Below are 14,949 nucleotides of genomic sequence, written 5' to 3'. Positions count from 1 at the left end.
GCAGACTTATGATTGCGGTACTTTTTGAGGCCGACGCCTTACCGGAAGCACAGGAAAGATATCTTCAGCTGGCGGCCGGGCTGACGCCTTTGCTTTCAGACACGCCGGGGTTTATTGCCATCGAGCGTTTTCAGAGCCTGAATTCGCCCGGCAAAATCCTTTCGTTATCCTGGTGGGAAGATGAAGCATCGGTGGCCAACTGGCAGCAAAATGAGCGGCATCTGGCTGCCCAGCGCGAAGGCAAAGCATCAATTTTTTCATATTACAGAATACGCGTTGCCCGCGTGTTCCGGGATTACTCATCGGCTCGGGGAGCACAGCCAGATGTATGATATTCACGTCATTCTCAGCAACACGCCGGGCTCGCTTGGCGCAATGGGTATAGCGATGGGCAACAACGGTGTGGGTCTCGAAGGTGGTGGGGTATTCACCACGCCTGATGCCGGGCATGCGCATTTTCTGGTAGAAGACGGTGAGACAGCCCGCAGGGTGCTGACCGAGGCCGGATTTACGGTCAGCGATGTATGCCGTCCTCTGATACGCAAGTTACCCCAGGAACGACCCGGGGAGCTGGGGGACATTGCAGACACCCTGGCCCGCAACGGTATTAATATTCTGGTACAGTACAGCGACCACCGTAACCGGCTCATTCTCCTTACCGATGATGACACCCGGGCAGCGGAAGTGACCAAAAAATGGGCCATACTTTCTGAATGAATCTCCTGAAAACGCAGCAAGACAGTGAGCCAGAGGCGGCGCTGGAAACCGCGATGGCGATGGTGGCCTCAGCCCTCTCCGACCCGTCAAGGGTCAGTATTCTCTGCGCGCTGATGGACGGGCGCGCATGGACGGCGACCGAGCTCAGCACGGTCGCCGAGGTCTCCGCCTCCACCACCAGCGGACATCTTGCCCGGCTGCTCAGCAACGGGCTGGTGGTGTGTCTCGCGCAGGGGCGCCACCGCTATTACCGCCTGGCGGGCCCGCATATCGCCGGCCTGCTGGAAAACCTGATGGGCGTCTCAATGCAGGCTCATAAGGCGCTGGCCACCAGCACGCCGGTTACGCTTCGCTACGCCCGCACCTGCTACGACCATCTGGCGGGCGAACTGGCGGTGAATATTTATGAGTCTATGCTGCGGGAAAAATGGCTGACGGCCGATGGGCAGTCCTTGACGTCAGCCGGTAAAACCCAGCTTGAAAGCCTGGGCGCGGTACTTAACGCTCGCCCGCGACGTAAGCCTTGTTGCCCCTGTCTTGACTGGAGCGAAAGACGTTTTCATCTGGGAGGCGACGCCGGTTCGGCGCTGATGGCGCTGTTTGAGCAGAAAGGATGGATAACCCGCGCGCCGGGATATCGGGAAGTGCAAGTGACGGATAGCGGCAGAGCGGCGCTGTCCCGGCTGTTTAATCTGAAGGTGGGTGGATAGCCTGAGTTTAGGCTACATCACATTTTCGCCGAACGGCACCGGTTTAAGCCGGTCGGGCCATCAGTAAGACCCCTGGCGTTCAATCCATACCCACTTGCGATCTCGCGGTAAACTGAGCTAGCCCTGTTGTAAGCGCATGGCTTTGATGGACATTGTGTTGCGGGAAATCAACCATGGTACCGCGCAGCGAGCGTCCGGCAAAATAACGGCCTGAATGCGATAAAAAAACGGGAGCCCATCGGCTCCCGCTTTTACTTAATCCACCAACGGGATTACATGTTCGCGATAATCGCGTCGCCAAACTCTGAACATTTCAGCAGTTTAGCGCCTTCCATCAGACGTTCGAAGTCATAGGTCACGGTCTTGGCGGCGATAGCGCCTTCCATGCCTTTGACGATCAGGTCTGCGGCTTCGAACCACTGCATGTGGCGCAGCATCATCTCTGCGGACAGGATGATGGAGCCCGGGTTCACTTTGTCCTGGCCTGCATACTTCGGCGCAGTACCGTGAGTCGCTTCGAACAGCGCGCACTCGTCGCCGATGTTGGCGCCCGGGGCGATACCGATACCGCCAACCTGTGCCGCCAGCGCGTCAGAGATGTAGTCGCCGTTGAGGTTCATACAGGCGATAACGTCGTATTCCGCCGGACGCAGCAGGATCTGCTGCAGGAAGGCATCGGCGATCACGTCTTTTACCACGATCTCTTTGCCGGTGTTCGGGTTCTTGATTTTCACCCACGGGCCGCCGTCGATCAGCTCGCCGCCGAACTCTTCGCGAGCCAGCTGGTAGCCCCAGTCTTTGAACGCGCCTTCGGTGAACTTCATGATGTTGCCTTTGTGAACGATGGTCACAGAGTCACGATCGTTGGTGATCGCATACTCAATGGCTGCACGAACCAGGCGTTTGGTGCCTTCTTCAGAGCACGGCTTGATGCCGATGCCGCAATGTTCCGGGAAGCGAATTTTCTTCACGCCCATCTCATCGCGCAGGAATTTGATCACTTTGTCTGCTTCAGCAGAGTCGGCTTTCCACTCGATGCCGGCATAGATATCTTCGGAGTTTTCACGGAAGATAACCATGTCGGTCAGTTCCGGGTGCTTAACCGGGCTCGGAGTGCCCTGGTAGTAACGTACCGGACGCAGGCAAACGTAGAGATCCAGCTCCTGACGCAGCGCCACGTTCAGGGAACGAATGCCGCCGCCGACTGGGGTAGTCAGAGGACCTTTGATAGCAACGCGGTAGTCACGAATCAGATCGAGGGTTTCAGCTGGCAGCCAGACATCCTGGCCATAGACGTGGGTCGATTTCTCACCGGTGTAAACTTCCATCCAGGAAATTTTACGCTCGCCCTTATAGGCTTTCTCAACGGCGGCATCAACCACTTTCAGCATCGCTGGGGTAACGTCAACGCCGATACCGTCACCTTCAATGAACGGGATAATCGGATTATGAGGGACGTTCAGTTTGCCGTTTTGCAGGGTGATTTTTTGACCTTCCGCCGGAACTACTACTTTGCTTTCCATTAACCTCTCCTTCGAGCGCTTCTGGTTCTGCTCTTCCCTCTTCACGCGAGCCTGGTGTTGGCTGAGTCGGCCAGCTTCGGAGTACCGGGTCTTCCCGCTAACCGGAGCTATCGCGTCCGTGTCGCCTTCCTGCCTGTGTTGCGAATCGGTTTGAGCAATTTTTTGTTAATAATTTGTAATGAGCATGTCAATACTACCTGAATGTTTGCGTCCATGAAAGGCATTCGTAATTAGGCTATAATGCGGCAATTGATAGAGCCTGAAAATACCATGCAGAAAACTTCATTTAGAAAACATCGCGTTGAGCGATTCAGCACACAACAAGTCACCAGACAACGCAAAGAACGCCAGCCAAAAACTGTGATCTTGTTCAATAAACCCTATGATGTGTTGCCACAATTTACCGACGAGGCCGGGCGCAGCACGCTGAAAGATTTTATTCCCGTGGCGGGCGTCTACGCCGCAGGTCGACTCGATCGCGACAGCGAAGGGCTGCTGGTGCTGACCAACGATGGCGCGCTGCAGGCGAAGCTGACCCAGCCGGGTAAACGCACCGGCAAGATCTACTACGTCCAGGTGGAAGGCGACCCCACCCCCGAGGCGCTGGCCGCTTTGCGCGACGGCGTCACCCTCAACGATGGCCCCACCCTGCCTGCCGGCGTAGAACTTGTGGAGGAGCCCGCCTGGCTGTGGCCGCGCAACCCGCCGATTCGTGAGCGCAAATCGATCCCCACCCGCTGGCTGAAGATCACGCTCTACGAGGGACGCAACCGTCAGGTGCGCCGGATGACCGCCCACGTCGGCTTCCCTACCCTGCGGCTGATCCGCTACGCTATGGGCGGCTACACCCTCGACGGGCTGGCCAACGGCGACTGGCGCAAAGCCGAATAACCGAAAAGGAAAAGCGATGTTTAAACCTCATGTCACTGTTGCCTGCGTGGTTCACGCTCAGGATAAATTTCTCATCGTCGAAGAGACCATTAACGGCAAAGCATTGTGGAACCAGCCGGCGGGCCATCTCGAGGCCAATGAAACGCTGCTGCAGGCCGCCGAACGTGAACTGTGGGAAGAGACCGGCATTCGCGCCACGCCGCAGCACTTCATCCGCATGCATCAGTGGCTGGCCCCCGATAACACCCCGTTTCTGCGCTTCCTGTTCGCCATCGAACTTAGCGATCTGTGCGCCACTGAACCGCACGACAGCGATATCGATCGCTGCCTGTGGCTCAGTGCTGAGGAAATTCTTAACGCGCCAAACCTGCGCTCGCCGCTGGTTGCCGAAAGCATTCGCTGCTACCTGCAGGACCCGCGCCAGCCGCTGTCGCTGATTGGCGCATTTAACTGGCCGTTCACAGGGGGTGAATGAACGGTGAGCGCGTGCTAGAATACGCCGCCTCGAAGTTCAATGTAGCGAGTATTTCCATGTCAGAAAGCCAGAAAAAAGTGATCGTCGGCATGTCCGGCGGCGTCGACTCCTCGGTCTCCGCGTACCTGCTGCTGCAGCAAGGGTATAAGGTGGAAGGCCTGTTCATGAAGAACTGGGAGGAAGACGACGGCGAGGAATACTGCACCGCCGCCGCCGACCTTGCCGATGCGCAAGCGGTCTGCGATAAGCTGGGCATTGAACTGCACACCGTTAACTTTGCCGCCGAATATTGGGATAACGTCTTTGAGCTCTTCCTGGAAGAGTACAAAGCCGGCCGCACGCCAAACCCGGATATTCTGTGCAATAAAGAGATCAAATTTAAAGCCTTCCTCGAGTTTGCCGCCGAAGACCTCGGCGCCGACTACATCGCCACCGGGCACTATGTGCGCCGCGCCGATGTCGACGGTAAAAGCCAGCTGCTGCGCGGTCTCGACGGCAACAAAGATCAGAGCTACTTCCTTTATACCCTCAGCCACGAGCAGATTGCCCAGAGCCTGTTCCCGGTGGGTGAGCTGGAAAAACCGCAGGTGCGTAAGATCGCCGAAGAGCTGGATCTGATCACCGCGAAGAAAAAAGATTCCACCGGCATCTGCTTTATCGGCGAGCGTAAATTCCGCGATTTCCTTGGCCGCTATCTGCCGGCGCAGCCGGGCAAAATCCTCACCGTCGACGGCGAGGAGATCGGCACCCATCAGGGGCTGATGTACCATACCCTGGGCCAGCGTAAAGGACTGGGTATCGGCGGCACCAAAGAGGGTAGCGAAGACCCATGGTATGTGGTCGATAAAGACGTTGAGAATAATATTCTTATCGTCGCCCAAGGCCATGACCACCCGCGCCTGATGTCCGTCGGCCTGATTGCCCAACAGCTGCACTGGGTTGACCGTGAACCGCTGCAGGGCACCCTGCGCTGCACGGTGAAAACCCGCTATCGCCAGACCGATATCCCCTGCACCGTTACCGCGCTGGATGAAGACCGTATCGAAGTCCGCTTCGATGAGCCGGTCGCGGCGGTGACCCCGGGCCAGTCCGCCGTGTTCTATTTGGGTGAAGTGTGCCTCGGCGGCGGAATTATTGAACAACGACTGCCTCTGCAGTCCTGAACGCGCGTTATTTCCGCCGGGACGAACCGCCCCGGCGGCTGACAAGGAGTATGTGTGGCGAAGAATTACTATGACATCACCCTGGCGCTGGCTGGCGTTTGCCAGGCGGCGCGACTGGTTCAGCAACTGGCGCATCAGGGACATTGCGACAGCGATGCCCTGCATGTGTCGCTGAACAGCATCATCGACCTCGATCCCGAGTCGACGCTGGCGGTGTTCGGTGGCAGTGAAGCCAATCTTCGCCTCGGCCTTGAAACGCTGCTCGGGGTGCTCAATACCAGCAGCCGTCAGGGCCTCAATGCGGAACTCACCCGCTATACCCTGAGCCTGATGGTGCTGGAGCGCAAGCTCGCCGCCAGTAAAGGGGCGATGGACACGCTCGGTAACCGCATCGCCGGCCTGCACCGTCAGCTGGAGCACTTTGACCTGCAGTCCGAAACGCTGCTCAGCGCCATGGCGGGCATCTATGTCGATGTGATAAGCCCGCTGGGCCCGCGTATTCAGGTGACCGGCTCCCCTGCCGTGCTGCAAAGCCCGCAGGTGCAGGCGAAAGTTCGCTCAGCGCTGCTGGCGGGGATTCGCGCCGCGGTGCTCTGGCATCAGGTGGGCGGCGGACGTCTGCAGCTTATGTTTTCCCGTAATCGTCTGGTTAACCAGGCAAAGCAAATTCTTGCTCATTTAACCCCGGAGTTGTGATCTATGGAATTATCCTCACTGACCGCCGTTTCCCCTGTAGACGGCCGCTACGGCGATAAAGTCAGCGCGCTGCGCGGTATCTTCAGCGAATTCGGTTTGCTGAAATTCCGCGTTCAGGTGGAAGTACGTTGGCTGCAAAAACTGGCCGCCCACGCAGCGATCAAGGAAGTTCCTGCTTTTGCTGCCGACGCAAACGGTTTCCTTGACAAAATCGTCGCCGATTTCAGCGTCGAAGACGCCGAGCGCATCAAAACCATCGAGCGCACCACTAACCACGACGTGAAAGCGGTAGAGTACTTTCTGAAAGAGAAAGTCGCTGACGTCGCTGAACTGCACGCCGTGTCGGAGTTTATTCACTTCGCCTGTACGTCCGAAGACATCAATAACCTCTCCCACGCGCTGATGCTGAAAACCGCCCGCGACGAAGTGGTTCTGCCTTACTGGCGCAAGCTGATTGACGCGGTAAAAGATCTGGCGACCCAGTACCGCGATGTACCGCTGCTCTCCCGTACCCACGGCCAGCCGGCGACGCCGTCCACCATGGGTAAAGAGATGGCGAACGTCGCCTACCGTATGGAGCGCCAGTACCGTCAGCTGAACCAGGTGGAAATCCTCGGTAAAATCAACGGCGCGGTGGGTAACTACAACGCCCACATCGCTGCCTACCCGGAAGTCGACTGGCATCAGTTCAGCGAAGAATTTGTCACTTCGCTGGGCATTCAGTGGAACCCGTACACCACGCAGATCGAGCCGCATGACTATATCGCTGAGCTGTTTGACTGCATCGCGCGCTTCAACACCATTCTGATCGACTTCGATCGCGACGTGTGGGGCTACATCGCGCTCAACCACTTCAAACAGAAGACCATCGCCGGGGAAATCGGCTCCTCCACCATGCCGCACAAGGTGAACCCGATTGACTTCGAAAACTCCGAAGGCAACCTCGGCCTGGCCAATGCGGTCATGCAGCACCTGGCCAGCAAACTGCCGGTTTCCCGCTGGCAGCGCGACCTGACCGACTCCACCGTCCTGCGTAATCTCGGCGTGGGCATCGGCTATGCGCTGATCGCCTATCAGTCCACCCTCAAAGGGATCAGCAAGCTGGAGCTGAACCAGGATCGCCTGCTGGACGAACTGGATCACAACTGGGAAGTACTGGCTGAGCCGATCCAGACCGTGATGCGTCGTTACGGTATCGAAAAACCGTACGAGAAGCTGAAAGAGCTGACCCGTGGCAAACGCGTTGACGCGGAAGGGATGAAGCAGTTTATTGACAGCCTCGCCCTGCCGGAAGAGGAAAAAGTGCGTCTCAAAGCGATGACCCCGGCCAACTATATCGGTCGGGCAACCACCATGGTTGACGAGCTGAAGTAAGCGCCCTGCCCCTCTTTCCGCCGGAAAGAGGGGCGTTTTATCGCCGGAAGGCGATCAGATCCAGACGTCGTTCACCGCCGTCCGCTCGCCCCCCTCGTGGCCGGTATTCAGCACCCCGCGCGGTTCAATCAGCAGCAGCTTCGCTTCCATCTCCGCCGAGGTCTTATGTTCCACCCCGCGCGGCACGACGATCATCTCCCCGGCCTTCACCAGCACATGTCCGTCGCGGAAGTCCACGCGCAATACCCCCTCCACCACCATCAGCGTCTCATCGGTTTCCGGATGGCTGTGCCAGATAAAGTCGCCGGCGATGCGCACGATCTTGAACTGATAGTCGTTCATTTCGGCCACCACTTTGGGCTGCCATTGTTCGCTGAACAGGGAAAATTTGTGAGCAAGATTAACGAGTTGATACATAGGCTGTCTCCTTGTGATAAAGGCAGTCAGCATAGTTCGCCGCGCCGCGGTCACGCTTGAACGATTGTGCAACCTGCGCCGCCTTAGCCGCGGATCGCCCGCAGCCAGCGCCCCGGAGAGAGGCCAAAGCGGCTGATAAACTGGCGCGTCATGTGGCTCTGGTCGGCAAAGCCCGCCTCGGCGGCAATATCCACCAAACGCTCCCCGGCGCGCATCCGCTGGCGACAAAAATCGAGCCGGCGCATCATGACGTATCGCCACGGACTGGTGCCATACAGCGTTCTGAAATCGCGGCTCAGGCTCCAGCGGTCCCGGCCGCTGACCTGCGACAGGATGTCGAGGGTCATATCCTGCATAAAACAGGCATGGATATACTCCCGGGCCCTCTCCGCCGCCTGATAATCAAACGCCTGGCGACGGGAACGCTGCCCACCGACCACGGCCAGGGTCTGCGCCAGGTCGTACAGGGCGTCCTCTTCCTCCAGCGGCTCGAAGGTAGCCGTGACCGCTTTCAACAACGGTTGCGCGGCGCGACGTAGCCGTGGATCCGCCGACAGGCCGCCGGGGATAAACGGCAATGGCCTGCCGCCGAGTATCTTCTGGATCAACGCGGGTTCGATATAGGCCATGCGGTAGTGAAACCCCGCCTCGGTGCCCGCCTCGCCATCGTGTATTTCGTCCGGGTGAAGGACCATCGTCCCGCCGGGCAGACTGTGCTGTAGCCCGCCGCGATAGTGAAAGCTCTGCACGCCGGCGATCGTCTGGCCGATGGCGTAGGTGTCATGCCGGTGCGGCTCATAGCCGTGGCCGCCGAAGAAGGCTTCGATGCGCTCCGTCCGACTGGGCGACTGCGCCAGCCTGACCCAGTCCGCGCTCTGCTGCTGAGACATAATGGATAACCTGCGGCGTCATTGAGGGATAATTCCAGCACTATTACACAAAAAATTAACATCACCAACCCGCCGCTGCCCGCGCCCTGCCGCTGGGCGTTTGCTGAAATTACGCATAGAATGAAGGAGTTCCATACCCGTGCGCAAAAGGCGCCGCCCAACGCCGACCTGCCCGGCGATGCTGCACGCCGTTTGTATAAAAAGCTTTATTTAACAGCTGTTTATATTTTGCGTATATAATAAGCGTCAGACTACTTTCGAAATTGCAAGGGAGAACAGCCATGCGCGTACTCGTGGTTGAGGATAATGCCCTGCTGCGTCACCACCTCAAAGTTCAGCTACAGGAGCTGGGCCATCAGGTCGATGCCGCAGAGGATGCCAAGGAAGCGGATTACTATCTGGGCGAACATCTCCCGGATATCGCCATCGTCGATCTCGGTCTACCGGACGAAGATGGATTATCGTTGATCCGCCGCTGGCGCAGCCACGACGTGTCACTGCCGGTGCTGGTGCTGACCGCCCGCGAAGGTTGGCAGGATAAAGTCGAAGTGCTGAGCGCCGGGGCGGATGATTACGTCACCAAGCCTTTCCATATTGAAGAGGTTGCCGCCCGCATGCAGGCGCTGCTGCGCCGCAATAGCGGCCTGGCCTCGCAGGTGATCTCTCTGCCGCCGTTCCAGGTCGACCTCTCCCGGCGCGAGCTGTCGGTGAACGACCAGCCGATCAAGCTGACGGCTTTTGAGTACACCATTATGGAAACCCTGATCCGCAATCGCGGCAAAGTGGTCAGTAAAGATTCGCTGATGCTCCAGCTTTACCCGGATGCCGAACTGCGTGAAAGCCATACCATCGACGTGCTGATGGGCCGGCTGCGTAAGAAAATTCAGGCTGAATACCCGCAGGACGTCATCACCACGGTGCGCGGCCAGGGCTATCTGTTCGAACTGCGCTGATGAAGGGACTGTTGCGGCATATTTTCCCGCTGTCGTTACGGGTTCGCTTCCTGCTGGCGACCGCCGGGGTGGTGCTGGTGCTCTCCCTGGCTTATGGCATGGTGGCGCTGGTGGGCTACAGCGTCAGCTTCGATAAAACCACCTTCCGTCTGCTGCGCGGCGAGAGCAATCTCTTTTATATGCTGGCCAAATGGGAGAACGGCGCCATTGACGTCGATATCCCGGAAAATCTGAATATGGAAAGCCCGACGGTGACCCTTATTTACGATGAGAAGGGCAAACTGCTGTGGGCGCAGCGCGATGTCCCCTGGCTGACAAAACGCATTCAACCGGATTGGCTAAAACGCAATGGCTTCCATGAAATTGAAGCCGATGTCGACAGCAGCAGTATGTTATTGCGCAATAACCATGAGGTTCAGGAACAGCTGGACGCCATCCGCGAACAGGGCGACGATTCGGAGATGACCCACTCGGTGGCGATCAACTTCTACCCGGCCACCAGCAAAATGCCCCAGCTCAGTATCGTGGTGGTCGACACCATCCCGGTGGAGCTCAAGCGCAGCTATATGGTGTGGAGCTGGTTTATCTACGTGCTGGCCGCCAACCTGTTGCTGGTGATCCCCCTCCTGTGGGTCGCCGCCTGGTGGAGCCTGCGCCCCATCGAGTCGCTGGCCAAAGAGGTGCGCGAGCTGGAGGAACATCACCGCGAGAAGCTCAATCCCAACACCACCCGCGAGCTGACCAGGCTGGTCAGCAACCTTAACCGGCTGGTTCGCAGCGAGCGTGAACGCTATGACAAATACCGCACCACCCTCACCGATCTCACCCACAGCCTGAAAACGCCGCTGGCGGTGATGCAGAGCACGTTGCGCTCGCTGCGTGGCGAGAAGATCAGCGTCGACGAGGCGGAGCCGGTGATGCTGGAGCAGATCAGCCGTATTTCGCAGCAGATTGGTTACTATCTGCATCGCGCCAGCATGCGCAGCGGCGGCACCTTGCTGAGCCGGGAGCTGCACCCGATCGCCCCCCTGCTCGACAGCCTGACCTCCGCCCTCAATAAGGTTTATCAGCGCAAGGGGGTCAATATCTCGCTCGACATCTCGCCGGAGATCAGTTTTGTCGGCGAGCAGAACGATTTTATGGAAGTGATGGGTAACGTTCTCGATAACGCCTGTAAGTACTGTCTGGAGTTCGTGGAGGTTTCCGTGCGCCAGACCACCGACAGCCATCTGCACATTCTGGTGGAAGACGATGGGCCGGGGATCCCGCCGAGCCAGCGCCGCGCTGTCTTCGACCGCGGTCAGCGAGCGGATACTCTGCGTCCCGGCCAGGGGGTGGGGCTCTCCGTCGCCCGGGAAATCGTCGAACAATATGACGGGGAGATCATCGCCGGCGAGAGCCTGCTCGGCGGCGCCTGCATGGAGGTGGTGTTTGGCCGCCAGCTGATGGAAGATAAAGAGAGTTAATCGTTGAGTTTTTTCACGGCGCCTGCATCGCCGGGGCGCCGCATCCGTTATAATCCCTGTCAGACACCTGCAGTGGAATATCAATATGGATTATCAATTAACGCTTAACTGGCCTGACTTTATCGAACGCTACTGGCAAAAACGGCCGGTGGTACTGAAGCGCGGCTTCGCCAATTTTATCGACCCGCTGAGCCCGGACGAACTGGCTGGACTGGCCATGGAGAGCGAGGTCGATAGCCGCCTTGTCAGCCATCAGGATGGAAAATGGCAGGTCAGTCACGGTCCCTTCGAAAGCTACGATCACCTGAGCGAAAACAACTGGTCCCTGCTGGTACAGGCGGTCAACCACTGGCATGAGCCGTCGGCGGCGCTGATGCACCCGTTCCGCGCCCTGCCGGACTGGCGTATCGACGACCTGATGATCTCCTTCTCTGTACCGGGCGGCGGCGTCGGCCCGCATCTGGATCAGTATGATGTGTTTATCATCCAGGGCACTGGCCGTCGGCGCTGGCGCGTCGGGGAAAAAGTGCCGATGAAACAGCACTGCCCGCATCCGGACCTGCTGCAGGTTGACCCCTTCGAGGCGATCATCGATGAAGAGATGGAGCCGGGCGATATTCTCTATATTCCGCCAGGATTCCCGCATGAGGGATATTCGCTGGAAAATTCGCTGAACTATTCGGTCGGCTATCGCGCGCCGAATGCCCGCGAGCTGTTCAGCGGCTTTGCCGACTACGTTCTCCAGCGCGAACTGGGCAGCCAGCGCTACGCCGATCCGGACGTGCCCTCCCGCGACCATCCGGCGGATATTTTACCGGCCGAACTCGACCGCCTGCGCGAGATGATGCTGGGGCTGATTAACCAACCGGAGCACTTTAAGCAGTGGTTCGGCGAGTTTATCACTCAGTCGCGTCATGAGCTCGACGTCGCGCCGCCGGAGCCGCCGTATCAGCCCGATGAAATTTACGATGCCCTGCAGCAGGGCGATACCCTGGAACGCTTGGGCGGCCTGCGGGTGCTGCGCATTGACGGCGAGGTGTTCGTCAATGGCGAGAAGATCAACTCTCCGCACCGCCCGGCGCTGGACGCCTTAGCCACCCACCTAACGCTGCGCGCCGACCATTTTGGCGATGCGCTGGAAGATCCCTCTTTCCTCGCCATGCTGGCGGCGCTGGTCAACAGCGGCTACTGGTTCTTTGGCGACTGAGTGGCATCCTGCCCGGCTGCGCTGCGCTTGCCGGGCCTACGGGTTCCGCGGTCACCTGTTGGACCGTAGGCCGGATAAGGCGTTAGCCGCCATCCGGCACGAAGACAGGCACCCGCTCTGCTGTTGACCGCCCGGCGGCGCTGCGCTTGCCGGGCCTACGGGGTCTGCGGTCACCTGTTGGACCGTAGGCCGGATAAGGCGCAGCCGCCATCCGGCACGAAGACAGGCACTCGCTCTGCTGTTGACCGCCCGGCGGCGCTGCGCTTGCCGGGCCTACGGGTTCCGCGGTCACCCGTTGGACCGTAGGCCGGATAAGGCGTTACCCGCCTTCCGGCACTTTGTGGTTTCGATGGCGGCAATGTCTTACCCGAGCATTATCGCCTCTCGCCTGCATCAAATTCGCTTACCTCACCCGCCCACTCCGGGGGGTACCATCCCCGGCGCACATCACGATGAAAGGTCGAATACGGCCAATCCTGCACCCGACGGACATAACCGTGCTTAACGGGATTGATATAAACGTAATCCATATGCCGCCGGTAATCTTCTTCATTACGGATGGCATGTTCCCAGAAGCGCGGTTGCCAGATATGGCGCTGCGCCAGCGCCCGGGTAAACGTTTTTTTAATATCCCGCCAGCGACCGGAATAATCGGTATCCCCCTCAGGCAGAGTCCAGATGCAGTGCATATGCTCCGGTAAAACCACCCAGGCGTTAATCAGAAAAGGTTTTTTGCTTTTAACCAGCGCTGTAGCGATACGCAGATGAGCAATATGCCGCGTCAGGAGATCGCTGTGGCGATTTTGCAGGTTAACGGTGAAGAACCAGCAGCCGCCGGGGATATAACTGCGACGATAGTCAGACATGTGAGGTTCCCTCCTCAGTATTAGCCTTATCGCTTTTGCCCGGCGGCGCTGCGCTTGCCGGGCCTACGGGTTCCGCGGCCACCGGTTGGGCCGTAGGCCGGATAAGGCGCAGCCGCCATCCGGCACGAAGACAAGTTCCCGCTCTACTGTTGACCGCCCGGCGGCGCTGCGCTTGCCGGGCCTACGGGTTCCGCGGCCACCGGTTGGACCCCAGGCCGGATAAGGCGCAGCCGACATCCGGCGTCTTGTCCGACACGCGGCCCTACCGGGCTGCCTGAGAAGATTAATGCCCTTTTCGTGCCGCCGTCAGCTCGGCGATACGCACGATCACCTGCACCGCTTTCTCCATCCCTTCCAGGGTGACAAACTCATGTTTGCCGTGATAGTTGTAGCCGCCGGTAAACAGGTTCGGGCATGGCAGTCCCATAAACGAGAGCTGCGCCCCGTCGGTACCGCCGCGGATCGGCTTCATCTGCGGTTCGATATCGCAGTCCACCATGGCCTGGCGGGCAATATCGACCACGTGCGGATGGGCGATCACCTGCTCATGCATATTGTAATAACTGTCCTCGATCACCAGCTCGATATAGCAGTCCGGGTGCAGCCCCTTGCCCACCTTTTTGGCGATCTCCATCATCTTGCGCTTGCGCGCCTCGAAGTGCTTACGGTCAAAATCGCGGATGATGTAGTGCATCTCGGCCCGATCGACGCTGCCTTTGATACTGGTGAGATGATAAAAGCCTTCATAGCCTTCGGTAGTCTCCGGCGCCTCGTCGGCCGGCACTTCGGCATGAATCCGCGCGGCCAGCGACAGCGCGTTGACCATCACCCCTTTCGCGGTGCCGGGGTGCACGTTGTTGCCGACGATCTTAATGGTCACCGAGGCGGCATTGAAGTTTTCAAACTCCAGTTCGCCGACCCCGCCGCCGTCAACGGTATAGGCCCAGCGGGCGTCAAAGGCCTCGACGTCGAAATGCTTCGCCCCTTTTCCGACCTCTTCATCAGGGGTGAAGGCCACGCGGATATCGCCGTGGGGGATGTTTTTCGCCTGCAGGGTCGCCAGCGCGGTCATGATCTCGGCGATGCCGGCCTTATCGTCCGCCCCCAGCAGCGTTTTCCCGTCGGTGGTGATCAGCGTCTGCCCCAAAAGCTGATGGAGAACCGGGAACATCACCGGGGAGAGCACCTCATCGCCGATACCCAGCGCAATATCGCCGCCGCGATAGTTTTCGACAATCTGCGGGTTAACGTTTTTGCCGCTGAAATCCGGGGAGGTGTCGACGTGAGAGATAAAGCCGATGGCCGGGATATCGCCCTCGACGTTGGCAGGCAGGGTTCCCATTACCGTCCCCTTTTCACTCAGCGTTACCTTGACCAGTCCCATTTCTTCCAGCTGCGCCTGCAACAGGCGTAACAGCTTCCACTGCCCTTCCGTGCTGGGGACCTGACGAACGCCAGGCTTCGACTGCGTGTCCAAAGAAACGTACTGCAAAAAACGCTCAAGCAATTTATCCATGTAGCCACCCTCTTCTTTTGTGACAACATTATTGATAAGCCAGAAAAGACAAATATTGCGTCAGGTCATTCTTAGCCCGTAAAGC

17 protein-coding genes are annotated in these 14,949 nt (G+C 58.7%); 12 read left to right on the top strand and 5 right to left on the bottom strand.

Translation table 11 applies throughout. From position 1 onward, the window contains the following. Positions 1 to 8: 8 nt before the first annotated feature. Genes ABLU95_RS16650 through ABLU95_RS16640 form a run of 3 tightly spaced genes read left to right on the top strand, consistent with a single transcriptional unit; the run spans position 9 to position 1,427 of the window. Positions 9 to 332, top strand: a complete 324-nt coding sequence (locus tag ABLU95_RS16650) for an antibiotic biosynthesis monooxygenase (protein WP_241504917.1) — start codon at positions 9 to 11, stop codon at positions 330 to 332. Then, a complete protein-coding gene (locus ABLU95_RS16645; RefSeq protein ID WP_348880000.1) occupies positions 325 to 717 on the top strand; it encodes an amino acid-binding protein in 393 nt (130 codons plus the stop codon). Before ABLU95_RS16650 ends, ABLU95_RS16645 begins: the two co-directional genes overlap by 8 nt. Beyond that, the gene (locus ABLU95_RS16640) at positions 714 to 1,427 is read left to right on the top strand and encodes a winged helix-turn-helix domain-containing protein (protein ID WP_348879998.1); all 714 of its coding nucleotides are present in this window, start codon (positions 714 to 716) and stop codon (positions 1,425 to 1,427) included. The genes ABLU95_RS16645 and ABLU95_RS16640 overlap by 4 nt, the downstream gene beginning before the upstream one ends. Before the next feature lie 272 nt (positions 1,428 to 1,699). On the opposite strand, the gene icd is transcribed toward ABLU95_RS16640, so the two are convergent. Further along, entirely contained in the window at positions 1,700 to 2,950 is a 1,251-nt protein-coding gene (gene icd, locus ABLU95_RS16635; protein WP_023289166.1) for an NADP-dependent isocitrate dehydrogenase, read from the bottom strand. 240 nt (positions 2,951 to 3,190) lie between these two features. Between icd and rluE the strand changes: the two genes are divergently transcribed. From rluE to purB, 5 genes are read left to right on the top strand one after another with little or no spacing between them, the layout of a single operon-like run. Beyond that, on the top strand, positions 3,191 to 3,841 hold the full coding sequence (gene rluE, locus ABLU95_RS16630) for a 23S rRNA pseudouridine(2457) synthase RluE (protein ID WP_348879997.1): 651 nt from the start codon (positions 3,191 to 3,193) through the stop codon (positions 3,839 to 3,841). Positions 3,842 to 3,857: 16 nt separating this feature from the next. Beyond that, entirely contained in the window at positions 3,858 to 4,316 is a 459-nt protein-coding gene (locus ABLU95_RS16625; RefSeq protein ID WP_004150802.1) for an NUDIX hydrolase, read from the top strand. 56 nt (positions 4,317 to 4,372) lie between these two features. Continuing rightward, complete coding sequence (gene mnmA, locus ABLU95_RS16620) at positions 4,373 to 5,479, top strand: tRNA 2-thiouridine(34) synthase MnmA (protein WP_012542211.1); 1,107 nt, start codon at positions 4,373 to 4,375, stop codon at positions 5,477 to 5,479. A 54-nt stretch (positions 5,480 to 5,533) separates the two neighbouring features. Further along, complete coding sequence (hflD, locus tag ABLU95_RS16615; RefSeq protein WP_004140557.1) at positions 5,534 to 6,175, top strand: high frequency lysogenization protein HflD; 642 nt, start codon at positions 5,534 to 5,536, stop codon at positions 6,173 to 6,175. 3 nt (positions 6,176 to 6,178) lie between these two features. After that, positions 6,179 to 7,549 (top strand): adenylosuccinate lyase, encoded by a 1,371-nt coding sequence (gene purB, locus ABLU95_RS16610; RefSeq protein WP_004176557.1) that lies wholly within the window; start codon positions 6,179 to 6,181, stop codon positions 7,547 to 7,549. 54 nt (positions 7,550 to 7,603) lie between these two features. Here the strand turns inward: purB and ABLU95_RS16605 are convergent, their stop codons facing one another. Further along, the gene (locus ABLU95_RS16605; RefSeq protein ID WP_032452456.1) at positions 7,604 to 7,966 is read right to left on the bottom strand and encodes a cupin domain-containing protein; all 363 of its coding nucleotides are present in this window, start codon (positions 7,964 to 7,966) and stop codon (positions 7,604 to 7,606) included. Positions 7,967 to 8,049: 83 nt separating this feature from the next. Continuing rightward, positions 8,050 to 8,856 (bottom strand): AraC family transcriptional regulator, encoded by an 807-nt coding sequence (locus ABLU95_RS16600; protein WP_023289162.1) that lies wholly within the window; start codon positions 8,854 to 8,856, stop codon positions 8,050 to 8,052. A 21-nt stretch (positions 8,857 to 8,877) separates the two neighbouring features. On the opposite strand from ABLU95_RS16600, the gene ABLU95_RS16595 reads away from it, so the two are divergent. The 4 genes from ABLU95_RS16595 (at position 8,878) to ABLU95_RS16580 (ending at position 12,482) form a co-directional block, all read left to right on the top strand. After that, complete coding sequence (locus tag ABLU95_RS16595; protein ID WP_136070404.1) at positions 8,878 to 9,096, top strand: hypothetical protein; 219 nt, start codon at positions 8,878 to 8,880, stop codon at positions 9,094 to 9,096. A gap of 41 nt (positions 9,097 to 9,137) precedes the next feature. Then, positions 9,138 to 9,809, top strand: coding sequence for a two-component system response regulator PhoP (phoP, locus tag ABLU95_RS16590; RefSeq protein WP_004206636.1), 672 nt, complete (start codon positions 9,138 to 9,140; stop codon positions 9,807 to 9,809). Further along, positions 9,809 to 11,275, top strand: coding sequence for a two-component system sensor histidine kinase PhoQ (gene phoQ, locus ABLU95_RS16585; RefSeq protein ID WP_004206635.1), 1,467 nt, complete (start codon positions 9,809 to 9,811; stop codon positions 11,273 to 11,275). The genes phoP and phoQ overlap by 1 nt, the downstream gene beginning before the upstream one ends. Before the next feature lie 85 nt (positions 11,276 to 11,360). Then, positions 11,361 to 12,482, top strand: a complete 1,122-nt coding sequence (locus ABLU95_RS16580; protein ID WP_004206634.1) for a cupin domain-containing protein — start codon at positions 11,361 to 11,363, stop codon at positions 12,480 to 12,482. Positions 12,483 to 12,856: 374 nt separating this feature from the next. Here the strand turns inward: ABLU95_RS16580 and ABLU95_RS16575 are convergent, their stop codons facing one another. Both ABLU95_RS16575 and pepT read right to left on the bottom strand, forming a co-directional pair. Continuing rightward, positions 12,857 to 13,348 (bottom strand): transposase, encoded by a 492-nt coding sequence (locus ABLU95_RS16575; RefSeq protein ID WP_023289161.1) that lies wholly within the window; start codon positions 13,346 to 13,348, stop codon positions 12,857 to 12,859. 283 nt (positions 13,349 to 13,631) lie between these two features. Beyond that, a complete protein-coding gene (gene pepT / locus ABLU95_RS16570; RefSeq protein ID WP_023289160.1) occupies positions 13,632 to 14,864 on the bottom strand; it encodes a peptidase T in 1,233 nt (410 codons plus the stop codon). Between the last annotated feature and the right edge of the window lie 85 nt (positions 14,865 to 14,949).

This window comes from Klebsiella sp. GG_Kp146 (assembly GCF_040061975.1).
GTDB lineage: Bacteria > Pseudomonadota > Gammaproteobacteria > Enterobacterales > Enterobacteriaceae > Klebsiella > Klebsiella quasipneumoniae.
This window is presented reverse-complemented; position numbering and strand designations above follow the sequence as displayed.